The 23,139-nt window shown below is 70.3% G+C and carries 23 protein-coding genes, 1 pseudogene and 1 riboswitch; of the genes and pseudogenes, 13 read left to right on the top strand and 11 right to left on the bottom strand.

From position 1 onward, the window contains the following. The first annotated feature begins 440 nt into the window (after window positions 1-440). The gene (locus EV384_RS21730; protein WP_130336078.1) at window positions 441-950 is read left to right on the top strand and encodes a SigE family RNA polymerase sigma factor; all 510 of its coding nucleotides are present in this window, start codon (window positions 441-443) and stop codon (window positions 948-950) included. Then, complete coding sequence (locus EV384_RS21725) at window positions 947-1,792, top strand: hypothetical protein (RefSeq protein WP_130336076.1); 846 nt, start codon at window positions 947-949, stop codon at window positions 1,790-1,792. Before EV384_RS21730 ends, EV384_RS21725 begins: the two co-directional genes overlap by 4 nt. Window positions 1,793-2,063: 271 nt before the next feature. On the opposite strand, the gene EV384_RS21715 is transcribed toward EV384_RS21725, so the two are convergent. The 3 genes from EV384_RS21715 to EV384_RS36175 are packed head-to-tail and all read right to left on the bottom strand — an operon-like array spanning window position 2,064 to window position 4,209. After that, window positions 2,064-3,434, bottom strand: coding sequence for a permease prefix domain 1-containing protein (locus tag EV384_RS21715; protein WP_242624197.1), 1,371 nt, complete (start codon window positions 3,432-3,434; stop codon window positions 2,064-2,066). Then, complete coding sequence (locus EV384_RS21710; RefSeq protein WP_130336072.1) at window positions 3,431-3,805, bottom strand: PadR family transcriptional regulator; 375 nt, start codon at window positions 3,803-3,805, stop codon at window positions 3,431-3,433. Before EV384_RS21710 ends, EV384_RS21715 begins: the two co-directional genes overlap by 4 nt. Before the next feature lie 38 nt (window positions 3,806-3,843). Continuing rightward, on the bottom strand, window positions 3,844-4,209 hold the full coding sequence (locus EV384_RS36175; protein WP_242624196.1) for a hypothetical protein: 366 nt from the start codon (window positions 4,207-4,209) through the stop codon (window positions 3,844-3,846). Between the two features lie 32 nt (window positions 4,210-4,241). On the opposite strand from EV384_RS36175, the gene EV384_RS21700 reads away from it, so the two are divergent. The 4 genes from EV384_RS21700 to EV384_RS21685 all read left to right on the top strand — a co-directional run bounded on the left by EV384_RS21700 (window position 4,242) and on the right by EV384_RS21685 (window position 8,377). Continuing rightward, window positions 4,242-4,739, top strand: coding sequence for a helix-turn-helix transcriptional regulator (locus EV384_RS21700; protein WP_207232399.1), 498 nt, complete (start codon window positions 4,242-4,244; stop codon window positions 4,737-4,739). A gap of 5 nt (window positions 4,740-4,744) precedes the next feature. Further along, entirely contained in the window at window positions 4,745-5,155 is a 411-nt protein-coding gene (locus EV384_RS21695; RefSeq protein ID WP_130336070.1) for a VOC family protein, read from the top strand. A 212-nt stretch (window positions 5,156-5,367) separates the two neighbouring features. Next, entirely contained in the window at window positions 5,368-5,739 is a 372-nt protein-coding gene (locus EV384_RS21690; protein WP_130336068.1) for a pyridoxamine 5'-phosphate oxidase family protein, read from the top strand. A 244-nt stretch (window positions 5,740-5,983) separates the two neighbouring features. Beyond that, window positions 5,984-8,377, top strand: a complete 2,394-nt coding sequence (locus EV384_RS21685) for an ATP-binding cassette domain-containing protein (RefSeq protein WP_242624195.1) — start codon at window positions 5,984-5,986, stop codon at window positions 8,375-8,377. A gap of 131 nt (window positions 8,378-8,508) precedes the next feature. Here the strand turns inward: EV384_RS21685 and EV384_RS21680 are convergent. Then, window positions 8,509-8,712 (bottom strand): annotated as a pseudogene (locus tag EV384_RS21680) (DnaB-like helicase N-terminal domain-containing protein); the annotation flags it as partial. A 732-nt stretch (window positions 8,713-9,444) separates the two neighbouring features. On the opposite strand from EV384_RS21680, the gene EV384_RS21675 reads away from it, so the two are divergent. The 3 genes from EV384_RS21675 to EV384_RS21665 all read left to right on the top strand — a co-directional run bounded on the left by EV384_RS21675 (window position 9,445) and on the right by EV384_RS21665 (window position 12,920). After that, the gene (locus EV384_RS21675) at window positions 9,445-10,458 is read left to right on the top strand and encodes a tyrosine-type recombinase/integrase (RefSeq protein WP_130336064.1); all 1,014 of its coding nucleotides are present in this window, start codon (window positions 9,445-9,447) and stop codon (window positions 10,456-10,458) included. 9 nt (window positions 10,459-10,467) lie between these two features. Then, window positions 10,468-11,544 (top strand): DNA glycosylase AlkZ-like family protein, encoded by a 1,077-nt coding sequence (locus tag EV384_RS21670; protein WP_130336062.1) that lies wholly within the window; start codon window positions 10,468-10,470, stop codon window positions 11,542-11,544. 400 nt (window positions 11,545-11,944) lie between these two features. Further along, a riboswitch (ZMP/ZTP riboswitch) is annotated at window positions 11,945-12,028 on the top strand. A gap of 13 nt (window positions 12,029-12,041) precedes the next feature. Beyond that, entirely contained in the window at window positions 12,042-12,920 is an 879-nt protein-coding gene (locus EV384_RS21665; protein ID WP_130336060.1) for a bifunctional 5,10-methylenetetrahydrofolate dehydrogenase/5,10-methenyltetrahydrofolate cyclohydrolase, read from the top strand. 52 nt (window positions 12,921-12,972) lie between these two features. On the opposite strand, the gene EV384_RS21660 is transcribed toward EV384_RS21665, so the two are convergent. Continuing rightward, window positions 12,973-13,752: an endonuclease/exonuclease/phosphatase family protein gene (locus EV384_RS21660; RefSeq protein ID WP_130336058.1), complete on the bottom strand. Its 780-nt coding sequence runs from the start codon at window positions 13,750-13,752 to the stop codon at window positions 12,973-12,975. Between the two features lie 196 nt (window positions 13,753-13,948). Here EV384_RS21660 and EV384_RS21655 point away from each other — a divergent pair, with 196 nt between their 5' ends. Next, window positions 13,949-14,722, top strand: coding sequence for a sulfite exporter TauE/SafE family protein (locus EV384_RS21655; protein ID WP_278045627.1), 774 nt, complete (start codon window positions 13,949-13,951; stop codon window positions 14,720-14,722). 45 nt (window positions 14,723-14,767) lie between these two features. Here EV384_RS21655 and EV384_RS21650 read toward each other — a convergent pair whose 3' ends face one another. Continuing rightward, entirely contained in the window at window positions 14,768-15,367 is a 600-nt protein-coding gene (locus EV384_RS21650; RefSeq protein ID WP_130336056.1) for a malonic semialdehyde reductase, read from the bottom strand. Between the two features lie 99 nt (window positions 15,368-15,466). Between EV384_RS21650 and EV384_RS21645 the strand changes: the two genes are divergently transcribed. Next, window positions 15,467-15,829 carry a winged helix-turn-helix transcriptional regulator gene (locus EV384_RS21645; protein ID WP_130336054.1) on the top strand — a complete coding sequence of 121 codons (363 nt, stop codon included), beginning with the start codon at window positions 15,467-15,469 and terminating at the stop codon, window positions 15,827-15,829. Window positions 15,830-15,854: 25 nt separating this feature from the next. Next, complete coding sequence (locus EV384_RS21640) at window positions 15,855-16,634, top strand: GNAT family N-acetyltransferase (RefSeq protein ID WP_130336052.1); 780 nt, start codon at window positions 15,855-15,857, stop codon at window positions 16,632-16,634. 30 nt (window positions 16,635-16,664) lie between these two features. On the opposite strand, the gene def is transcribed toward EV384_RS21640, so the two are convergent. Further along, window positions 16,665-17,174: a peptide deformylase gene (gene def / locus EV384_RS21635; protein WP_130336050.1), complete on the bottom strand. Its 510-nt coding sequence runs from the start codon at window positions 17,172-17,174 to the stop codon at window positions 16,665-16,667. Window positions 17,175-17,779: 605 nt separating this feature from the next. Between def and EV384_RS21625 the strand changes: the two genes are divergently transcribed. Further along, window positions 17,780-18,904: an NAD-dependent epimerase/dehydratase family protein gene (locus tag EV384_RS21625; protein ID WP_130336048.1), complete on the top strand. Its 1,125-nt coding sequence runs from the start codon at window positions 17,780-17,782 to the stop codon at window positions 18,902-18,904. A gap of 74 nt (window positions 18,905-18,978) precedes the next feature. On the opposite strand, the gene EV384_RS21620 is transcribed toward EV384_RS21625, so the two are convergent. Genes EV384_RS21620 through EV384_RS34950 form a run of 4 tightly spaced genes read right to left on the bottom strand, consistent with a single transcriptional unit; the run spans window position 18,979 to window position 23,115 of the window. After that, on the bottom strand, window positions 18,979-20,241 hold the full coding sequence (locus tag EV384_RS21620) for a hypothetical protein (RefSeq protein ID WP_130336046.1): 1,263 nt from the start codon (window positions 20,239-20,241) through the stop codon (window positions 18,979-18,981). Then, window positions 20,238-20,915, bottom strand: a complete 678-nt coding sequence (locus EV384_RS21615; RefSeq protein ID WP_165440012.1) for a carbohydrate deacetylase — start codon at window positions 20,913-20,915, stop codon at window positions 20,238-20,240. Before EV384_RS21615 ends, EV384_RS21620 begins: the two co-directional genes overlap by 4 nt. 11 nt (window positions 20,916-20,926) lie before the next feature. After that, window positions 20,927-21,982 (bottom strand): aminoglycoside phosphotransferase family protein, encoded by a 1,056-nt coding sequence (locus tag EV384_RS21610; RefSeq protein ID WP_165440011.1) that lies wholly within the window; start codon window positions 21,980-21,982, stop codon window positions 20,927-20,929. Next, complete coding sequence (locus EV384_RS34950) at window positions 21,979-23,115, bottom strand: hypothetical protein (protein WP_165440010.1); 1,137 nt, start codon at window positions 23,113-23,115, stop codon at window positions 21,979-21,981. The genes EV384_RS21610 and EV384_RS34950 overlap by 4 nt, the downstream gene beginning before the upstream one ends. Window positions 23,116-23,139 lie beyond the last annotated feature (24 nt).

The raw sequence follows: 23,139 nt of genomic DNA, 5'->3' as shown, positions 1-23,139 counted from the left end.
AGGGATGCGGACGCCCCGGGGCTGCCCGGCTATCCGCAGAACCGCGCCGCTTTCCAGGCAGGCGGCTTCTCCCGGCTACGCCGGTCGCCAGCCACAACCTCGCCTTGGGCGGCCTGATCGTGCTTGGCCCAACCGGAGCCTAGTAGGGGAGAAGGTCGCGAGCGACGCGCTGGCGACCACGGTGGCTCAACTTGGTGAGAAGGATTGGAAAACGAACACCCACTGGCCGTCCTCATTCATCCTGAGCCACCTGGACCGCCGCCGAGCTGCGATGGCTCAGTTGGGTTGAGAAGCGGTGGGCTCCAGCTCTTCTCACGACGGGTGAAGACTGGCCCCCGAGCCCGGCGGGAGTCCGGCGCCACGAAAGATTTCACTCCGAGGAGCAACCCTCGGAGCCGGACCACACGTGACTATCTCGAATCGGGGGATCGGAGGCTCGGATGGGCGATCGCGACGCGGCGTTCGCGGAGTATTTCGCGGCAAGGTCGGACGCGATGCGCGGCACCGCGTACCTGCTCTGCGGCGACTGGCATCGGGCGGAGGACCTGGTCCAGACCGCGTTCACGAAGCTCTACCTGGTCTGGAACCGGATCTCCCGGCACGAGGTGCTCGACGCCTACGTGCGCCAGATCCTGATCCGGACCTTCCTCGACGAGCGGCGCCGCGGCTGGTGGCGGCGGGAGCGGCTGGGCGGGGAGAACGCCGAGCGGCCGGCACCGCCCGACTCGCCGGAGAACCGGTTGGTGATGCTGCAGGCACTGGCCGCCGTACCGCCGCGCCAGCGGGCCGTCCTGGTTCTCCGGTACTGGGAGGACGTGTCGGTCGAGGAAGCCGCAGCACTGCTGGGGTGCTCGTCCGGGACGGTGAAGAGCCAGGCGGCCCGCGGCCTGGACACGCTCCGCGGCCTCCTGTCGCCCACGCACAGCGGGATCGAGAAGGGGGCACGATGAACGGCGAAGAGTTGCGCGAGGCGCTGCGCGGCGAGATGGCGTCCACCACCCCGCCGCCACCGTTGAGTGCGGCCGCCGCGCTCGGCGCCGCCCGGCGGGCGCGCGGCCGCCGCCGTACCGCCTGGGCCTGCGCCGGATCCGCGGCCGCGGTTCTGGCGGTCGCCGGCGTCGCGGCCATCGGCGCCCCGGGTGCCGGCGGCCTCAGCCCGGGGGGCCCTGGGCCGCAGGCTATCCCGCACCCGTCGTCAAAAGACACTGCGAAGCCGTGGCCAACCGGACCGGACGGCCGCCCGCAGGAGAACCGGACCGCGCGGGCGGGTACCAGGTACGACCAGGCGATCCGGCTGCTCGACGAGATCGTCTCCGTCGCGCCCGCCGGCTACACCGCACCGGAGAAGCCGGCGAACCAGCCCGCTGACCAGATGCCGCTGCGGGACCACCAGGCGCAATTCGAGGACAAGGTGAACGGCGTCGATGTGTGGAGCTACATGTCCTCGGCCGCCCTGGCCCAGGGGGAGCGGATGGGGCGCTTGCTCGTCGAGGTGCACACCGCAGGCAGTCAGCTACCGGCCGAACCGTGCGCGCTGGCCCGGCAGTTCTGGGGCATGCAGGGCGAGTGCCAGCTGGTGACGGTCGGAGGGGCACAGGTCGGCGTGGTCGTCCGGCCTACCGGCGACGACCGGTTCGACCAGTGGGCGGCGTACCGGCACCCGGACGGTGTGACGGTCTTCGTTGCGCAGGGCGCGAAGCTCGGCGACGGCCGGCCGGGGCTGACGACCCTGCCGTTCTCCGTGCAGCAGCTGGCGGCCCTCGCCGTCGACGAACGGTTCCACCTGCGGTGAGGCGGCATCACATGGGCTACGGCGGCCGCCGCGCCTCGCTGGCGGGGTCAGCCGGGTAGGTGGACGCCGCGGGCGTCCCCGCCGCGTTCGGCGAACAGGCGGACCAGCCAGCGGAACTGAGCGGACTGCAACCCCGTGAACGGGCAGACCCACTCCGGGCGGGGCTGATGTACGGTCCCGGCAAGGTAGTGGAACGCCCTGATTGGGACACTCTCGGCTGGCCCGCTCAACCCTGTCCTGTACCGGACAGGTTGAGCGGGCCGGATCCGGCTCAGGCGAAGTCGAACACGGGCGGGAAGACGAGGACGACTGTCCAGGCCCAGACGGCATACACGATCATGTAACGGGTCTGCCAGTGTTCCAGGCGGGCGAAGGGCATGCGGCCACGCACGAAGCCGAGGAACAGCCATGCCGACCAGGCCAGGTTGGTGAGCAGGATGACGTTCTCGCCCAATGCTGCGGTCTTGTTGGGGCTGAAGCCCCATTCGGTGATCCGGCCGGTGATCGCCAGCAGCACCATGACGTCGATGATCAAAGCGCTGACGACGAGCGCGAGCTGCAAGCGGTCAAAGAGACCGGGCCGGGCCGCAAGGTCACGGGCGGAGATGGCATACAACAGCAGGCCCAGCACGATGACGAGCAGCAGGTCGAAGAGGATGAGCGCATCGCGCTCGACGTCGATGCCGTTGTTGGTCCAGATGATGGCGACCAGGAAGGCCAGCAGGGTGGCCGCGAAAAGCGGCGTGAAGACGCGGGTCAGCACCGGCGCCATGTTCTCGATGACGCTCTGCTTGGCCTCCACCAGCCACGCCGACACGATGACCGCGGCCATGGCACCGCATGGCAGCAGCCACGATTGGACGAATCCCTCGGCGTCAAGGCCGATGGCACGGAAGGTGCCCATCGTGAAGGCCATGAGCACGCCACCACCCAGTCCAATGAGGCTAAAGTAGATCAGCCACTCGCCGGTGAACCGGATGAAGTCCATCCGCCGCCGGTCTGAACGCCAATCACCGCCCACATAGGCGACGCCGACAACCAGCCACAGCGCGAGCGGCAGGTGGATCGCCGTGAGCACAGTGGTCTGCGAGTCATCGGCCAGCGGATACGCGTTCGCGGCGACCGCGCCGAGAATGAACAGCAACGCGAGCACCGCGATGACGCGAAGACCGACCCGGCGTTGCCAAGCGAAGTAAGCGGCCAGCGCCGGCAGCGCGAAAAGGCTGACGTTTCGCGCGTAGAAGCCGGCATCGTCCCCGGACATGTCAAGCCCGAACCAGCCCGGCACCTTGATCGCAAGCGCCGCGACGGCCGCACAGAGCACCATGACAAGCAGCTCGCGGCGGGAACGGGCGGCGGCGGGCGCGTCCGGCTCCCGGGGCAGCACGAGCTGCTTCCACAGCCGCTCGGAATGCTCGCGAGCGAACTCCCGCGACAGCTCATCGAGGCTACCCATGCGTTTGACAGCGATGAGGAACGCCTCGTCGGCTCGCAGGCCCGCCTCGGTCAGCTCGGTGATCCGGCTGCGAAGATGGTCTTCCAGCTCCTCGGCATCGGTGTGGTGCAGCTCCCGGCGGCGGTGCATGTAGGCCCGCCACTCGGTGATCTGGCCCTCCAGATCGTTGTCGCGGTCGACGGTCACCGTCCCGCCTCCCATGCCGGTGCCATGATCGGCTTGATGGACTGTGTCGTGCTCCAGACGCCCCGCAGGGCGTCAACGACCGCGGCCCACTGGCGGCGCTGCTCGGCGAGCTCGGCCCGGCCCTGGTCGGTGATGCGGTAGTACTTGCGGCGGCGTCCCCCGGGCGGGGTCTCCCAGGCCGAATCGACGTGGCCAAGCCGCTCCAAGCGGTGCAGCAGCGGGTACAGCAGGCCGTCGGTCCACTCCAGCTGCCCGCCCGACAGTTCGTTGACCTGCTTGAGGATTGCGTAGCCGTAGCTCTCGCCCTCGGCGAGGATCCCCAGCACGAGCGGCGTCGCCGAGGCCGCGACGAGGTCTTTGGTGATACGCATGTGACCCCCTAACCCTAGAGCTGCAATGCATGATACTTCTAGGTATAGCGATCGCGCAATCCCGACTGCCGGACGTCGTCGCCGAGCGTGATCAGCGCAAACGGTGGGCGAGGTCGCGGATCGGGCGGATAACGACGGTGTTGATCAGCCAGCGGGACTTGATCCTCCTCGGCCCGCCAGCCGATGCCGGTCAGTTGCGGAGCGCCCGGGGCGGAATCAGGCCGTTGGTCGCCGGGGGGAATCGCTACGACACTCTGGATCGGCCCGCCCTCGGTCTCCTTGAGCGCGGCGACCTCGTCGAGCGAGTGGAGAACGGTGGTCTCGCCCCAGTTGTCGACCAGGTCGTCGTCGGTCAGGTCGTCGAGACGACGTTCGACGAACTCGATGTCCTTGAACGTGGACAAACCGGGGTCGAGCGGACGCGGAGTGGGGTGGGATGCCAGCGGCGCTGGGCAACTCCGGCACGTCGTGGCACGATCCGCAGGTGACCAGCAGACCCGCCGCAGCGCAGCACCTGCGCGACCTCGCGCGGCTGCGCCGCGTTCGCGACCGGATCGACCGGGAGTACGTGCAGCCGCTGGACGTCGAGGCGCTCGCCCGCGGCGTGAACATGTCGGCCGGGCACCTCAGCCGCCAGTTCCGGCTCGCCTACGGCGAGTCGCCGTACGGCTACCTCATGACAAGGCGCATCGAGCGTGCGATGGCGCTGCTGCGTCGTGGCGACCTCAGCGTCACGGAGGTCTGTTTCGCGGTCGGCTGCGCGTCGCTGGGCACCTTCAGCAGTCGCTTCACGGAGTTGGTCGGTGTACCGCCCAGCGTCTATCGACGCCGGGCGGCGCGCGCGACGGCGGGGATGCCGCCGTGTGTCGCGAAGCAGGTGACCAGACCGATCAGGAATCGAGAAGCGCCGGCCCCCGAGCCGCACTTAGCATGATCTTCATGGACGTCACCATTCACACGAGCTTCCTCCCGCATGTCGACCCGGACGCCTCCCTGGCCTTCTACCGCGACGCCCTCGGCTTCGAGGTCCGCAGCGACGTCGGACAGGGCAAGATGCGTTGGATCACGGTCGGCCCCGTCGACCAGCCCGGCACGTCCATCCTCCTGGCGCCGCCGGCCGCCGACCCTGGGGTCACCGAGGACGAGCGCCGCACCATCGCCGAGATGATGGCCAAGGGCACCTACGGCTGGATCCTGCTGGCCACCCGGGACCTCGACGGCACCTTCGAGAAGCTGCAGGCCGGCGACGCCGAGGTGGTCCAGGAGCCGACCGAGCAGCCGTACGGCGTCCGCGACTGCGCCTTCCGCGATCCCGCGGGCAACCTGATCCGCATCCAGGAGTTGCGCTGAGCCGTCCGGCGATCGCAGCCATGACCTGCAGCGACGGCACCGTGAAGGAGCCCGCGCACGACGTCGGTGGTGGCCGCCTGATGGCCGCCGTCACCGACTCCGATGGCAACGTCCCCGAGCTGCTTCACGACCGATGAGTTCCGACCCCCGCTCCCGGCGCTCAGCGTCGTCGCGACACCGAGCATCGGCTCACCCACGACAAAGAGGTATGGGTGGCCACTGCCTCGGCGGACGGTGCGCCGTACCTGGTGCCGCTGTCCTTCGACTGGGGCGGCGAGGCGCTGCTGGTGGCCACCACGACGGACAGTCCGACCGGCAGGAACCTGGCTGCCACCCGGGCCGTTCGGCTGGGGCTGGGCCACACCCGCGACGTCCATGTCCAAGGCGAAGTCGAGGTCGTCGAGATCGACGCGCTGCCGCAGGAGCGGGGTGACCGGTTCGTCGTACACACCGGCTTCGACCCGCGTGCGCTGGCCACGCAGAACCGCTGGTTCCGCATCTCCGCGCGCCGCATCCAGGCTTGGCGCGAGGTGAACGAGATGCCCGGCCCCGAGCTGATGCGGGACGGCCGCTCGTTGGTCTGACGCCCCGGCCGGGCGCGCCGCGTGGCCGAGGCCACAGGGGCTCCACGGGCCGAAGCGGCGTGGATACCTTGGTTCTTGGGCCGAGCGACACCCCGGCCGACACCGCCGATCAGGTAGACAGTGACCGTTGCCGCGACCGCGCCCACGACCCAGAACCAGACGTACTGCTCGAAGCTCGTCAGATAGAGCCAGGCGACGCCGACGGAGACCGCGAAGGCGGACCCGCCCAACAGATGGAGACACGATGAGCATGGTCACGAGGACGGACACGCAGTCGCCTGCGCTGCACGTTGCCGACAGCCACGAGCTGATCCGCGTGCAGGGCGCGCGCGAGAACAACCTCAAGGACGTCAGCATCGAGATCCCGAAGCGCCGGCTGACGGTGTTCACCGGCGTCTCCGGCTCCGGCAAGAGCTCGCTCGTGTTCGGCACGATCGCCGCGGAGTCGCAGCGGCTGATCAACGAGACCTACAGCGCCTTCGTGCAGGGCTTCATGCCGACGCTGTCGCGGCCGGAGGTCGACGTACTGGATGGCCTGACGACGGCGATCATCGTGGACCAGGAGCGGATGGGCTCCAACCCCCGCTCCACCGTCGGCACCGCCACCGACGCCAACGCGATGCTGCGCATCCTCTTCAGCAGGCTCGGGAAGCCGCACATCGGCTCGCCCAACGCGTACTCGTTCAACGTCCCCTCGGTGAAGGCCAGCGGTGCGATCACCATCGAGCGCGGCGCCGGCAAGACAAAGACCGAGAAGGCGACCTTCACCCGTCTCGGCGGCATGTGTCCGCGCTGCGAGGGCATGGGCTCGGTCACCGACTTCGACCTGTCTGCGTTGTACGACGACAGCTTGTCGCTCAACGAGGGCGCGCTCACCATCCCCGGCTACAGCATGGACGGCTGGTACGGCCGCATCTTCCGCGGCAGCGGCTTCTTCGACCCGGACAAGCCGATCAGCAAGTTCACCAAGAAGGAACTGCACGACCTGCTCCACAAGGAGCCGACCAAGATCAAGGTCGACGGGATCAACCTGACGTACGAGGGGCTGATCCCGAAGATCCAGAAGTCGTTCCTGTCCAAGGACGTCGACGCGCAGCAGCCGCACATCCGCGCCTTCGTGGAGCGGGCGGTGACGTTCACGACCTGTCCCGAGTGCGAGGGCACCCGGCTCAGCAAGGAGGCCCGGTCGTCCAAGATCAAGGGGAAGAACATCGCCGACGTCTGCGCGATGCAGATCAGCGACCTGGCCGACTGGGTCCGGGGCCTCGACGAGCCGTCCGTGGCCCCGCTGCTCACCGGGCTGCAACACCTCCTCGACTCGTTTGCGGAGATCGGGTTGGGATACCTCTCGCTCGACCGGCCGTCGGGCACCCTGTCCGGGGGAGAGGCACAGCGCACCAAGATGATCCGCCACCTCGGCTCGTCGCTCACGGACGTCACCTACGTCTTCGACGAGCCGACGATCGGGCTGCACCCCCATGACATCGAGCGGATGAACGACCTGCTGCTGCAGCTGCGGGACAAGGGCAACACCGTGCTCGTCGTGGAGCACAAGCCCGAGACGATCGCAATCGCCGACCACGTCGTCGACCTCGGCCCCGGCGCCGGCACGGAGGGCGGCACCGTCTGCTTCGAGGGCGCCGTGGAAGGGCTGCGGGGGAGCGACACCACCACCGGCCGCCATCTCGACGACCGGGCGACCCTCAAGGAATCGGTGCGTTCGTCCTCCGGCACCCTGGAGATCCGCGCGGCGTCGACGCACAACCTCCAGGACGTGGACGTCGACATCCCGCTCGGGATGCTCTGCGTGGTGACGGGCGTCGCCGGCTCCGGCAAGAGCTCGCTGATCCACGGCTCGGTCGCCGGCCGCGACGGCGTGGTGGTGATCGACCAGGGCGCGATCCGCGGCTCGCGACGGAGCAACCCGGCGACGTACACCGGCCTGCTCGACCCGATCCGCAAGGCGTTCGCGAAGGCCAACGGCGTGAAGCCGGCGCTCTTCAGCTCCAACTCCGAGGGCGCCTGCCCCACATGCAACGGCGCCGGCGTCATCTACACCGACCTGGGCGTCATGGCCACCGTCGAGTCCACCTGCGAAGAGTGCGAGGGAAAGCGGTTCCAGGCCTCGGTGCTGGAGTACCACATCGGCGGCCGCGACATCAGCGAGGTGCTCGCGATGTCGGTGAGGGAAGCCGAGGAGTTCTTCGGCGACGGCGAGGCGCGCATCCCGGCCGCACACAAGATCCTGTCCCGGCTCGCCGACGTCGGGCTCGGCTACCTCACCCTCGGCCAGCCGCTCACGACGCTGTCCGGCGGCGAGCGGCAGCGGCTCAAGCTGGCCACCCAGATGGCCGAGAAGGGCGACGTCTACGTCCTCGACGAGCCGACCACCGGCCTCCACCTCGCCGACGTCGAGCAGCTGCTCGGGCTGCTGGACCGGCTCGTCGACTCCGGCAAGTCGGTCATCGTCATCGAGCACCACCAGGCGGTCATGGCGCACGCCGACTGGATCATCGACCTCGGCCCCGGCGCCGGCCACGACGGTGGCCGGATCGTCTTCGAGGGCACACCCGCCGACCTCGTCGCCGCCCGCTCCACCCTCACCGGCGAGCACCTCGCGGTCTACGTCGGCACCTGACCGAGGCCCTCGCGGACACCGTGCGACGACTTCTCTCACCTGTTTCGACTCGTCCACTCCACGGTCGATACGCCCGAAGGGCCCGTCGAGTTCTGGCATCAGACTGCTGCAGTCGCGTTGCCTCTGGGCAACTACGACTCTCGCGGTGTCATCGTCACCACGGTGCCCGGTTCCGGGTCCAGCTCAATGTTCGTGACCGGTTTCAGCCCGGCGCGGTCGTTGTAGATGAGCTGGTGGATTGGACGGTAGAAGTCGCGAGTATCGAGAAGATCGATCGCGTCCGCGATGTCCTTCCTTTCCAACAGAAGGATGCCCGGCACCACCTGCTCGGCAGCTGCAGTTGCGGGGGAATGGTTCGGTCAGATCCATCGGCAGGGGCGGCGGGGGTCGACATGATCGACATTGTTCACTGCGGTACCCGTGACTCCAACCTGAGCCGGTTGACGGCCGAGCCTTCCGAAGCGATGCGCGCGCGTGCATTACTGAACGTAGCAGGAAACATGATCACGGCGACCTCGCAGCGGCCACCCGGTGGCTCAACTTATTGAGAGTGGCCCAGGATTAATGAGAAGGGAACATCGCTCGAACGCGCCGGAGCTCATCTGGTTGAACTCGTCCCACCTTAGATTCGATAATGTACATTATGTCAAGTAAGCGGGTTGGGTCCTCCTCCGGGGCGAGCGGACGCCGAGTCACACGGCAGGCCCCCATGAGGACCCGTTGACGGAACGGGTGCCACGACAGCCGGTCACGAGGCGTCGGCGAACCATCGTCCGGTGGTGCGGCCCGGAATGGTTCGACGGCCTGTGTGGCGACGCGACTGGACGTCGAATCGTTGCGGGACCCATCTGCCGGCGATGCTCACCTACGCCACCGGCAGCGGAAACCTGGTCGCAGACGTTCCGTCCGCAGCGCCCTCAGCCGCGGCGGTCGTCGCGGAGATGGCGACCGTGGGCCGGCGAATCCTCGGTGACAAGCTCGGAAGTCCTCCGTGTCGGCCGCGCGGTCGACACCGCTCCCCTCTTCCAGGATGGCCGAAAACCCGAATATCCTGCATAATATCCCTTATGCATGATAAACAGGACGAATCGGCAGGACGACTGATCGAGGAGTTCCTGACCGCGCGGGCCACCCGCAAGCCCTCCCCCCACACCCTGGCGGCGTACCGACGCGACCTGAACAGTGTGGCCACCCTGGTGGGCGAGGACAGCACCCCTCCCCTCCCCCTCGACCGGCTCATGATCAGTGCCCTCTCTCCCCGGGTCATGCGGGCCGCGTTCGCCCGGTTCGCCGCTCCCCGCGCCGCCGCCTCGGTGCACCGGGCCTGGTCGACGTGGAGCAGCTTCTTCACGTTCCTGGTGGCCGAGGGGGTCGTACCGGGAAATCCGATGCCGGCGGTGGGACGGCCCCGCGCCCCGCTCCCCCAGCCCAAGCCGCTACGGGGCGAGGACACCCCGGAGGAACTGCTCGCCGCGGTGGCCCGCGAGGACGGCCGGCAGCGCGATCCGTGGCCGGAGCGGGACGTGGCGGTGCTGGCTTTGGCGCTCTGCGCCGGGCTGCGCCTGTCCGAGCTGCTGGCGCTGCGGGTGGCGTCGGTGGCCGGTCGGCCCGGGGAACGGCGGGTCGACGTGGCGGGCAAGGGCGGACGTCCGCGGGTGGTGCCGATCGAGGACGACCTGGATCGGGTCCTGCTGGACTATCTGGACAGTCGGGGGCGCCGGTTCGGGGCGCGCAGTGTGCGACCGGATTGTGCGCTGCTGGTGGACCGGCGGGGCGAGCCGTTGCGCCGGGGTGGGCTGCAGTACCTGGTGGAGTCCTGTTACCGGCGGGCCGGCATCGGTGACCGGGTGCCGCGCGGGGCGCGGCTGCACGCGCTGCGGCACACGTTCGCGACCCGGTTGGCGGAGGACGGGGCGAGTGCGGCGGAGATAATGCGGTTGCTGGGGCACGCGTCGTTGGCGTCGTCGCAGACGTACATCGAGGTGACTGCGATTCAGCAGCGGGCGGCGGTGCGGTCGAACCGCACCAACCGGGCGTTGGCCGGGTTGACCGGGGGTGCCGCTGTCGGACCGGAGGTCTAGTCTCCCGCCATGGCTGTCCTGCGGATCGATGGTGTCGAGGCCCGGCGGATCGCAGTCCGTGCACAGTTGCTCGACGCCCACCCTCGCACCGACCTGGTGGATGTGGTGCGGCGGTTGACGTTCCTGCAGTTGGATCCGACGGCGGCGGTGGCACCGAGCGCCGACCTGGTGGCGTGGGGACGGCTCGGGTCGGCATACCGGCCGCAGGACCTGCTGTCGGCGGTGGAGCAGGACCGGGCGTTGTTCGAGCAGACGACTTATCAGGCGATGGTGCGGCCGATCACGGACCTCGGGCTGTACCTGGCGGAGATGGCGGCGTGCCCGCTGGACGGGCGGCGGCGGGACTGGTTGCGGGCCAACGAGTCGTTCCGCCGGTACGTGCTGGACCTGTTGCGGGATTCGGGGCCGCTGCTGTCGCGGGAGGTGCCGGACCGCAGCGAGGTGCCGTGGCCGTCGTCCGGGTGGACGAACAACCGCAACGTCACGCAGATGTTGGAGTTGTTGGCCGCGCGAGGTGAGATCGCGATTTCCGGGCGGGTGGCGCGGCAGCGCCGGTGGGATCTGGCGGAGCGGGTGTACCCGGTCGACACCCCGATGGTTCCGGTGGCGGAGGCGCTGCGGCTTCGCGACGAGCGGCTGCTGGGCTCGCTGGGCATCGCGCGGGCGTCGGTGGTCGGCCAGGCGGGTGAGCCGGCGGTGGTCGAGGGTACGTCCGGTGAGTGGCGGGTGGATCCGGCGGCGGTCGGTGCGCCGTTCGCGGGGCGTACGGCGTTGCTGTCGCCGTTCGACCGGCTGGTGCACGACCGTCGGCGGGCGCTGGAGCTGTTCGGCTTCGAGTATCGGTTGGAGATGTACGTGCCGAAGGGGCAGCGGCGGTGGGGGTATTTCGCGTTGCCGGTGCTGCACCACGACGAGTTGGTGGGGAAGGTGGACGCGACGGCGGACCGGAAGACGTCGATCTTGCGCGTGCACGCCGTCCATGAGGACGTGCCGTTCAGTGCGGAGGTGGCGGAGGCGGTGCGCGCCGAGCTGGAGGTGTTGGCGTCGTGGCTGGGTCTGACGGCCGTGGAGCACGCCCATCGCTAGTGCGATGTCCATGAACGTTGGCGGGGTTGGGACGCTGTCCTAGGGTTGCGGTCGGTGTTGCGCCTGCATGTCCCAACCCACGTCCATGCCGGCGACGGACGTCTGCGCGTGGGTGGAGCGCAGGTTGGGTGGGGTCTACGACAGCGGGGCCGGTGGCGGGAGAGAGGTCGGCGGATTGAGGCACCTTCGATGAGTTCGGCGGCCTCGAACAGCCCCATTGCGACGAGGTGGGTGCTGGCGTGGTTGTTTCCGACGTTGCGGCCGGCGTTCGAGGCGGCGGTGGCGGATCTGGGGGTGTTGTCGGCGGCGGACCGTCGGCGCCGGGCGGACGAGGTGGTGACGGCGCTTCCTGGTTGGTGGGCGGTGTCGGGTGCGGTCGGCGGGTGGGATGTGGCAGGCTGACCGCTGACGCGACTGGCGGCACCGGGGATGGCAGTAACCATCGGGGAGCTCGTCGCGGGGGTCGACCGCCTGGGCCTCCGCGGGCGGGGTGAGCCATGTCTTCTACGGGTACGACGGCCCGGATTCTGTCCGGTCAGCCGGTGGCGGAGCAGGTGTTGGCGGAGGTCGCCGAGGGGGTGCTGGCGCTGCGCGCGGCGGGGGTGACGCCGGCGCTGGCGACGGTGCTGGTGGGCGACGACGACGCGAGTGCCGGGTACATCCGGATCAAGCAGCGGCAGGCGGCGGAGCTGGGGTTCTCCTCCCCGCACGTGCATCTGCCGGCGTCGGCGTCGCAGGCGGATCTGCACCGGGTGCTGGCGGACTTCAACGCCGACAAGGACGTGCACGGGGTGCTGGTGCAGCATCCGATCCCGGGGCACCTGGACTACGACCGGGCGTTGCAGGTCCTGGATCCGGACAAGGACGTGGACGGGATGCACCCGGTGAACATGGGCCGGTTGGCGTTGGGCCTGCCGGGGCCGTTGCCGTGTACGCCGGCGGGGATCGAGGCGTTGCTGGCGTTCCACGGGGTGCCGGTGTCGGGCCGGGAGGTGGTGATCCTGGGTCGGGGCGCCACGTTGGGCCGGCCGTTGGCGATGCTGCTGGCGCAGAAGCGGCCGACGGCGAACGCGGCGGTGACGGTGGTGCACACCGGGGTGGCGGACTGGCCGCGGTACACGCGCCGGGCGGAGATCCTGGTGGCGGCGGCGGGGGTGCCGGGCATCATCCAGCCGGAGCATGTGCGCCCCGGCGCGGTGGTGGTCGGCGGCGGGGTCCGGTACGAGGGTCGGCGGCTGCTGCCGGACGTGGACGAGTCGTGCGCCGAGGTGGCGGGGGCGATCACCCCGCGGGTCGGTGGGGTGGGCCCGACGACGGTGGCGATGTTGTTCCGCAACGCGGTGCGGGCGGCGCAGCGGGCGGCCGGGATGGGTTGAGCCGCTCTGCACCGTGCTGGCCGCGGCCGGCCGTTCGCGGCGTGGGTGCCGGTCAGCCGAGGTCGACGACGAGGGGCCGGTGGTCGGAGATGGCCGACAGCGGGGTGTCGACGGCGGTGACGGGTGGGAGCCGGTCGAGGCCCTGCCGGTCGGCGAGGATGTGGTCGAGCTGGACGCGGGGTTGCCCGGCCGGGTAGGTGGGGCGGCGGCCGAGGGGGCGCCACCGGGACAGCAGCGCGGCGGGTCCGGCGGGGAGGTTGAGGTCGCCGAGGAGGATCCGCGGGGCGGGCAGGGCGCGCAGGGCGCGCACGACGCGGCGCAGTTGCAGGATGTTCCAGCCGGGGACGAAGGACAGGTGGGTGGCGGCGACGGTGAGCGGGCCGTGCGGGGTGTCCAGGACGGCGGCGAGGACGACGCGGGGTTCGTCGTGCAGCAGGACGAGGCCGCCGCCGGGGCCGGGGACGTAGATCGGGGACCGTACGGGGGCGGGGCGTAGCCGGGTGACCTGCCAGGAGCGGACGGGGTGGCGGCTGACCAGGCCGATGCCGTAGCAGGGTTCGCCGTGGCCGTCGTCGTCGTGGGTCAGGGGGCGGAACTGTTCGCCGGGGGTGCCGACGACGGCGGCGGCGAAGCGGTGTTCGGGGGCGCCGAGGGCGCGGGCGGCGATGGCGGTGAGGTCGTGGTTGCCGCTGCGGGACTGGTCGCGATCGACCTCCTGCAGGGCGAGGATGTCGGCGTCGAGGGCGGTCACGGCGGCGGTGAGCCGCTCGGGGTCGACGAGTCCGTCGGTGAGGGATCGCCCGTGCAGCAGGTTGAAGGTGGCCAGGCGCACCTGCACACCCTACGTCTCCATGGCAGGGTTGCCGGGTGCTCAAGGCGTTGGTGTGTTCGGTGCTGGTGTTCGTGGCGGTGGCGTCGGCCGGTCTGTGGTTGCGGCGGCGGCGGGGCCGGTGAGGCTCGCGGCGCTGCGGTGAGCCTGGCCACAGGTGGTCTCGCCGGTCCGCCGGGGGTGGGCAGAATGGCCGCCCGTGGACCCCTTGTCGCTGACCACCCTGCTGACCGCGGCCGCCATGGCGGGCTGGGTGGACGCGGTGGTCGGCGGGGGTGGGCTGTTGCTGCTGCCGGCGCTGCTGGTGGCCGCGCCGGGGCTGCCGGTGGCGACCGCGTTGGGCACGAACAAGCTGGCCGCGATCTTCGGCACGTCGACGGCGGCGGTGACGTACGCGCGGCGGACGAAGCTGGACTGGGCGGTGGCGGGGCCGTCGGCGGGGTTGGCGGTGGTGACGGCCGGGCTCGGCGCGGCCCTCGCGGGGGCGGTGCCGGCGGGGGCGTACCGGCCGGTGGTGCTGGCGGTGCTGGTGTCGGTGGCGCTGTTCGTGCTGGCGCGGCCCCGGTTGGGTGTGGTGGCGCAGCCGGCGCGGCGTACTCCGCGGCGGGTGGTGGCGGCGGTGGCGGTGGCCGGGCTGGGCATCGCCCTGTACGACGGGTTGATCGGCCCGGGTACGGGCACGTTCCTGGTGTTGGCGTTCACCGCCCTGGTGGGGGCGGACTTCGTGCACGGTTCGGCGATGGCGAAGGTGGTCAACGCCGGGACGAACCTGGGCGCGCTGGTGGTGTTCGCGTACACCGGGCACGTGTGGTGGCTGCTGGGCGCGGCGATGGCGGTGTGCAACGTCGCCGGAGCCGCGTTGGGCGCGCGGATGGCGCTGCGGCGCGGCTCCGGCTTCGTCCGGGTGGTGTTGCTGGTGGTGGTGCTGGCCCTGGTCGGGAAGCTGGGCTACGACCAGTGGCTGGCCGGCTGACCCGGCTGCTGGCCCGGCGGTTGCGCTGACCGGCGCGGCGGCGGGTCAGGCGTGCTTGACGACGTCGTCGTAGTCGAGGCGGGGCAGGCGGGGGAACCAGGCGTCCGGGCCGGGCTTGCCGATGTTGACCACGAGCACGGACTTCCAGCCGTTGTCGGCGAAGAACTCCTTGTCGAGGCCGTCGGCGTCGAAGCCGCCCATCGGTCCGGCGGCCAGCCCGGCGGCCCGGACGGCGAGCAGCCAGTAGCCGATCTGCAGGGTGGCGTTGAACCGCGCCATCCGCTCGCGGCCCTGCACGTCGCCGGCGAGGGCGTCGCGCATCTGCGCGCGGATCGGGAAGACCCGCGGGATGAACTCGTGGAAGTCGGTGTCGGCGGCCAGCACCGCGACGACGGGGGCGCTGGCGGTCTTGGCCTGGTTGCCCTCGTTCATGTGGGTGAGCAGCCGTTCGCGGGGCTCGCCGTCGCGGACGTAGAGCACCCGCAGGGGCTGGGTGTTCGCGGCGGTGGGCGGGTACTTGGCGAGTTCGAAGATGGCCCGCAGCTGCTCGTCGGTGACGGGCTCGTCGGTGAAGGTGTTGGCGGTGCGGGCGTCGGTGAACAGCTGCGCCTGCGCCTCGGGGTGCAGGGTGATCAGGTCGCTCATCAGGGTCCTCGCTCTGACAGGAGGGGTAACTCCCGCAACGGTAGCAGCTAGCTTTTTAGTAGCCCATTCCCGTGTGGGGGTGGCCGGTATTCTGTGGGGATGACGGTCAGGCCGGACGCCGGCGGTACGGCGCGCATGTGCGACGGGGGGCTCGCCGCCGTGTTCGCGTTCCTCGGCAAGCGGTGGAACGGCGTGCTGCTGGGCACCCTGGCCAACGGTCCGGCCGGCTTCGCCGAGCTGACCCGCGCGCTGCCCGGGATCAGCGAGTCCGTGCTCTCCGACCGCCTCGGCGAACTGGCCCGGGTCGGGCTGGTCTCCCGCACCGTGCGGGAGGGGCCGCCGCTGGGGGTGAGCTACCAGCTCACCGAGCGGGGCGCGGCGCTGCTGCCCGCCCTGGACGCCCTGGCGCGCTGGGCCCACGAGAACCTGCCCGTCGAACCGGGACGCCGCCTGGGCTGCTGACCGGCGCCTGTGTGATCATGATCGGATGCCCGTACGCGCCGAACACGACCGGGCCGTCCTGGCCGACCTGCTGGGCCGGGACCCGGTGCTGCACGCGTACCAGCTGGGTGACCTGGACGACTTCTTCTGGCCGTACACCTCGTGGTTCCGGCGTGGGGAGCAGGTGGCGCTGCTGTACCACGGCGTGGAGCTGCCGACGCTGCTGGCGTTCGCGCCACCGGAACGGACCGCGCAGCTGGCGGAGCTGCTGACCGAGCTGGCGCCGCTGCTGCCGGCCCGCCTGTACGCGCACCTGTCCCCCGGCCTGGGCCCGGTGCTGGCGCCCTGGTTCCGGGTCGACGCGGCCACGGCGCACCTCAAGATGGCACTGACCGATCCGGCGCGCCTTGCGGCGGTCCAGCCGGCCGGTGAGCCGCTGTCGCCGGCGGACCTCCCGCAGCTGCACGAGCTGTACGCCGCGGCGTATCCGGGCAACTGGTTCGATCCGCGGATGCTGGACACCGGCCAGTACGTGGGGATCCGGCAGGGCGGTGACCTTGTCGCGGTGGCCGGCGTGCACGTCTGGTCCCTCACCTGGCGGGTGGCGGCGCTGGGCAACGTCACCACCCACCCCCGGGTACGGAGGCGGGGGTTGGCCGGCGCGGCGGTGGCGGCGTTGTGCCGGCGGCTGCGCGCGAGCGTCGACCACGTCACGTTGAACGTGAAGGTGGACAACGCCACGGCGGTGCGGCTGTACGAGCGGCTGGGCTTCACCCGGGTCGCCGACTACGGCGAGTACGAGCTGACCGCCCTCGGTCGGATGTGACGGTCTGTCACGTCCCGCCGCCATGCCAGGTCAGCGGCGCCGGCTGGGTGAGTCGAAGCGGCCGGCGCGGATCTCCCGCAGCGCCTTGCGGCGGGTGTCGCCGCGCAGCGTGTCGACGTAGAGGCGGCCCCGCAGGTGGTCGGTCTCGTGCTGCAGGGCCCGGGCCAGGAACCCGCTGCCGGAGATGGTCAGCGGCTGCCCGTGCTGGTCGAAGCCGTGCGCGGTGGCGTGCATCGCCCGCGTGGTCGGGAAGTACAGCCCGGGGATGGACAGGCAGCCCTCGTCGTCGTCCTGCGGCTCCTCGGAGAGCTCCAGCGTCGGGTTGATCATGTGCCCGCGGTGGCCGTCGGCGTCGTAGACGAACACCTGCGCGCTCACCCCGATCTGCGGGGCGGCCACGCCGGCCCGGCCGGGCGCGCCGAGCAGGGTGTCCATCAGGTCGGCGACGAGGGCGCGCAGGTCGGCGTCGAAGCTGGTCACCGGCTCGCACGGGGTGCGCAGGACAGGGTCGCCGATGATCCGGATCGGGCGCATAGTCATGCCCGGAAGGCTAGCCGTCCGTTACGGCCGCCGGTGCGCGCACCCGCCGGTCAGGCGTCGGCGGGCCGGTCGCGGACGAGGACCTCGATGCCGTCGAGGATGCGCGCCAGGCCGAACTCGAAGGCCCGGGCCGGGTCGGCGGCGGCCTGGTACTCCTGACCGGGCGGCGAGTCGACCCGGGCGGGGTCCCGCCCTCGCGGCGAATCCGGCTCGCCGGGGCGTCAGCCGCGCGTCGTGTCCTGGTGGTGCCACTTCTCCCCCAGCTCGCCTGCCCCGGGTCGTCAGCGAAAACCACTATGAAGACTGCGGCTTTCGATCCCCTTTCGAGAAACTTATCCGTTATCGCACCCTAGGTTGGTAACGTTCTGACCGCCTGGAAGGACCGCTTCACCCTGAGGATTCCTCTCCTTCCATGTCGGACCGAATTGGGCGGTTAGTGAAACAGGCTGCACAACGTCGGAAGGGGCTTTCATGGCGGCCGATGCTGCTCTGCCGGCATGGCTGACCAGGGCGCACGCGCACCCGCATGCCGGACAGGAGGCGGTCGCCTGGCCCGAGTCCTCCACCAAGGGACTCGGACGAAGCCGTCAGGGAAAGGGCGTCCCATGCGTGTCGTGACAACGGGAGCCGCTGGCTTCATCGGCTCAACCCTGGTGGACCGCCTGTTGCGCGAAGGCCACAGCGTCCTTGCGGTGGACGACCTGTCCACGGGTCATCTCGACAACCTCGCCGACTCGGTCGGCGACCCACGCCTCCGACTCCTCCAGGGCGACGTGGCCGCCGATGCGACGCGCCGGGAAATGGAGTCGTACCAGGCCGAGGTGTTCTTCCACCTGGCCGCACAGATGGATGTACGCCACAGCGTGGCGGACCCGGTCGCGGATGCCCGCAGGAACGTGCTCGGCTCCCTGGCCGTCCTCGAGAGTGCCCGGGCGAGCGGAGCTCGCAAGCTCGTCTTCGCGTCATCGGGAGGCACGATCTACGGGGACCAGGTGCAGTACCCGGTCCACGAGTCCGCGCTCGTCGATCCGGTCTCCCCGTACGGCGCCGCCAAGGTCTGCGGCGAGACCTACCTGCGCGTCTACCGTCACCTCCACCGCCTGCAGACGACAGCGCTGGCCCTCGGCAACGTCTACGGACCCCGTCAGGATCCCCACGGCGAGGCCGGAGTCGTGTCCATCTTCGCCGCGGCTCTTCTCGACGGTCGGCCCACGATGATCTTCGGTGACGGCAAGGCGACCCGGGACTACGTCTACGTCGACGACGTCGTCGAGGCATTCGTGCTGGCCGCTGGTTCGGCCGGGGACGGGCTGCGGCTCAACATCGGCACAGGGCGGGAGACCTCGATACGCCACCTGCATCGGCTCATCGCCGAAGCAGTCGAGCGCCCGGACACGCCGAAGTTCATGCCCCCACGCGCCGGGGAACTGAACCGCGTCGCGCTCGCCAGCAGCGCAGCCGAACGCGTGCTCGGCTGGCGCCCGAAAATGGACCTGACAGAGGGCCTTGCTCAGACCGTGGCATGGCTTCGGGACAAGGCCACCGTCCGGCCCCTCCACGCGGTCGCGGTGCGTGACCTGGCCGCGTTTTCCGCGGTCGAGTCCCTCCCGTCTCCCGTCGGCAATCGAACGGTACGGCGACCGGAGACCACGCCTGCCCAGAACGGGCGCGGCTGGAAGCCGGAGGTCATCGAGGACGCTCCCCTCGCGGCGACCATCCGGTCTCGATGATGGCTTGACCGAGGCCCCACGACGAAACGTTCAAGAGGCGGGACGAGCCGCCCGCAGGCTTCTACGCACCCGGGTCATGCCGGCACCGGTGGGGCCGCCGGCGTGGCGAGCGAGTTGTCGAGGATCGCGGCAACGATCGGCCCGGCATCGAAGTAGGCCTCCGCGATCTCCCGGGCAGCGTGAGACTGGCGTCGGTAGTCGGCGTTGACTGCGGCCAGCGAGTCGACGGCCTCATCCGTACTGCGGAACCGGAACAGCCCCTCTCCGTTCGGCAGGTATCCACTCGGGCCGGTGTACTCGACCACGGCAGGCTTACCGCTTGCGAGGTAGCAGACGGTCCGATCGCTGATCCAAGCGTTCTCGAAGAAGGAGCAGGAGGGTTTCGCGCAGCTGAACTCCCCCCGCGACTCCCGTACGTACGCCTGGTATCGGTCGGGGGAGCCAGCCACCTCGGTCGCGCGGCGGATTCGCCAACCGTGCTGCCGGAGCAGCGCGACGTCCGTCGCATCGTCGACGTACGCGGTGACGCCCTTCGGCGCCGCGCGCTCGGGTTCCCACGTGGATCGCTCGGGCGCGCGCGGCAGGTGCTCATCTCCCTGCCCGAGGGCGAGGGCGAGTTCCAGCGGTTGGGCAGTCAGCCGGGGAAGGTTGACATGGGCCAGGAAGCTCACCCGCTTGTTGTTCTCGAAGACGAGTCCCTTGCCATCGGTGATCCACTCGCCGCTTCCCGCGCCGCCCCACCAACTCGATACGGTGGTGAAGGCCTCCGCGTCCGGCGTGTAGGCGACCGGCCACAGGCGCAGGCAGACGGGGGGCCGGACGTGTTGCCATTCGATGCCGCAGTCGGAGAACCCGGCAGCTGGCGTCCCGACCGTCTCGCCGGTGGTGAAGTACCGGTCGTGGACGGACAGCCGTAGCTGGCCCACCGATACCCAGAACTGCAGCAGTCCGGGATCGATGTCGACAAGCGCCCGCCGCCGGAACCGATCGGCGAGACCTTGATGGATGCCGTAGTCGAAGTTGAGGAGCAGGTCGGCGTCGCGGGCCATCCGCTCGAGCTGGATCGCGTCGCCCGTCGCGAACTCGAGGTCGCCGTTCTCGCGCGGCCGGTAGAGGACCACGTCCTGGTCGAGACCGAGGCGCCGGAGACGGTGCCGGAACCGGTTGACGAGATGCCGATCGAGGTCGGCCTGGTCGCTCGGCTCGAAGCGCTCCAGCCACCCGACCCGGCACCCCAGGTCCCGCAGTGTCGCGGCGTACTGCGCGAAGACCCAGAAATGACCGCCGACCGCGCTCGACTGGGCGACGTTCGTTGCGCTGAGCACCACGTAGGTCACAGCGCCTCTCTTTTCGAGCCGGTGAAGAGGTCCGCGAAGCCGACGAAAGTGATGTCGAGCGCGGTGGCGGCCCCTCGGATCCGCGGGTGCAGCAGTGTCGCGAGTTCGATCTCCCGCTCGCGCCGGTAGCTGGACCGCAGGTCGCCGTCGGCGTACCCGGGGTGGCAACCCACTTCCGACCAACCCGCGGGCAGCCCGGCCAGGATCCGGATCAGCCCCTCGACGCTGATCTGCTCGGGGTGGCTGCACCCGTCCCACTGACCGTAGAAACTCGACTCGTACGCCGGCAGCGCGTCCTCCCGCAGTGGCAACCCGTGCCCGACGGCAACCTCCCGGAAGGCTGGGCGTATCTGCGGATGACGATGGACGTTGCGGTGCGAGTCCAGGTGGGTGGGCTGGCGGCCGACAAGCTGCGAGAAGCGCTCGATCTGCCGCTCGACCTCCGCGCGGCAGGCCGCGGTGTCCGCAGGGTCGACGAGCGGGCGGCCGTCGGCGTCGGCGAGGTCGACGTGCAGTCCGACCGACAGTCCCGGCGCGTCCCGGACGGCGCCGGCCGCCGCCGCACTGGCCGCCCGATCCACGAGCAGGCTCGCGCTGGTCACGACCCCGTGCTCGTACGCCTCGAGAATGCCGCGGGTGACGCCTGGGCTCAGCCCCAGATCGTCCCCGTTCACGATGACATACCTCAATGGACTCCTGCCTTTTCTTCGTCAAGTTCGGGATCTACCTGGTGCCACCAGGTCAGGATGGACCGCAACTCCTCGGCGGCCCACGCCGCGGCCGGCCCGGCAGGCGCGTGCAGGAGGTCGAGCATTCGCCAGCTGACGAGCGTCGCGAGCCGGGCCCGCTCAAGCGCGGTCGACAGGTACGTGACCTCTGCTACGGTCGGCACGGGCCAGCCAGCGGCGGCGATGTGCGCCAAGTACCGGTCGAGGACTCGCCGGCGGGCGGTCGGTGGCAGGCGGAGGAGCAGCGTCGACAGGTCGTAGATCGCGGGCCCGACGCCGAGCCGATCCCAGTCGATCAACCGCAGCCAGCCCGCGCCGGCCACCACGTTCTTCGGCCAGAGGTCGCCGTGGACAAGAGTGTCCGGACCACCGACCTCGTTCAGGCGTATCAACAATGCTGGCGCCGTTTCCTGGGCGCACCGGACGGCTGTCTCGAGATCCATGAGGAGCGCGCCCGCGAGATGCGCCCGGATGTCGGGGTCGCCCCTGGCGGCGGCGAGTGCCAGCATCGCGTCGTTGAGCCGACCGGCGTAGGCGTCGCGTCCGAAATACGCGCCGTGGTGACGGACCTCGGCCAGCACAGGGTGACTGGCGAATCGGACGTGCATTGATGCCACGACATCAACCAGCCGGTCGATGTCGTCGGGTTCGGGCGCCACCGGGTTCCAGAACCGGCCGTCGAGCCACTCGTACACGCTCCAGGCGGTGTTGCCGTCCTGGTCGCAGGCACTTCCCAGCAGGGGCGGGCCGGCATCGGCCAGACCGACAGCGGGCAGCCACCGCAGCGCGAGGAGGCAGTCGCGGTGCGCGGTGGCCGGATCAAGGCGCTTCATCACCACCGACGCTGGCTGGCTGGTCGTCAGCGTCAGGTGGTAGACGTCCGCCGACAGCTCACGACAGTCGGACACGTCGAGATCGTCCCGGCGCAGCGCTCGGCGGAGGAGGCCGCCGAAGCGGGCGTGGCTCGGCGGACGCGCGTCCCGCACCTCACACAGCGGGCGGTGGACCGTCACGACAGGCAGGCTTCCAGGAAGGCGGGCAGGACGACCCGGTGGTCGAGGTGCTCCGCGGCGAGTTCGCGGGCGGCCCGGCTGTGCAACTGGTACGCGCCGTTCACCGAGTGGATCGCGTCCGCCGCCGACTCGCAGGTGTCGAAGGCGATCAGGCCGGTTCCGGTGGGTAGGTGTTTCTCGACGCCCGTGGCCTGCGCGACCACGGGTCGGCCCGCCGCGAGGTAGTGTGCGGAGCGGTCACTGAACCAGCCCGAGGTCGCGGCGAGGTAGGCATCCTTGGCGATGCCGATCTCCCCTCGGGAGGCGATCACGTAGTTCCGGTAGGCATCCAGGTGACCCGCGGCCCGTCCGGCCGCCACGACGTGCCAGCCCTGGCGCCTGGCCAGCGTCTCGTCGTCTGGATGCTGCCGGCGCAACGCCAGCTCGAACTCCTGATCGGGGACGCGACGCGGCAGGCTGGCGACGCGTTCGAACGACGCCCGCTTGCCCCGGTACCACCGTCCCTCGTGAAGGAGGTCGCCGAAGCTTTCCCACGAAGCGATCGTCGTGAAGCGCCCGCCGGTCAACACGTCGTGTTCTGTCCAGAAGTCGAGGACGACGGGCGGTAGCACGGGCCGCCAGTCGAGGCCGCAGGAAGGTACGTCGGTGGCGGTGGTTCCGATGTTCAGCCCCACGGTGGCGAACACATCGTGGCGGTCGAAGCCGAGTTCCTTGCCGTACACGGCACGCCACAGCTGCGTGTAGACGGGGTCCTGGTCGACGTAGACGCGCCGGCCAGTTGCTTCGAGCACGGAGTCGGAACGGATGTGTCCGGCCATGTTGAGCAGCAGATCGGTGCCGGCCAGTCGCCGGTCGAGTTCGCCGCGGGTGCCGGCGAGCGGCTCGCCGCGGTGGTCGATCTGCCACGACGAGCCCTGGAAGCCGAACCGCTGCATCGTCGCGGCAAAGACGTCCCGATTGATGCTGACCTCCGGCGGGCAGGCTCTGCCATGCTCGTCAACGCACCAGGCCGGATCGACCTGTTCGAGGTAGATCACGTCGTGGCCGAGGCGGCGCAGGCCCACCGCCCACTGCATCCAGGTCCAGGCCATCCCGGCGGAGAACGGGACCAGCGAGATGACCGCGCCGAGCACGATCCGGAGTTTCTGTCCGCTCCT

Origin of the sequence: Micromonospora kangleipakensis, assembly GCF_004217615.1 — a bacterium.
Taxonomy (GTDB): domain Bacteria; phylum Actinomycetota; class Actinomycetes; order Mycobacteriales; family Micromonosporaceae; genus Micromonospora; species Micromonospora kangleipakensis.
This window is presented reverse-complemented; position numbering and strand designations above follow the sequence as displayed.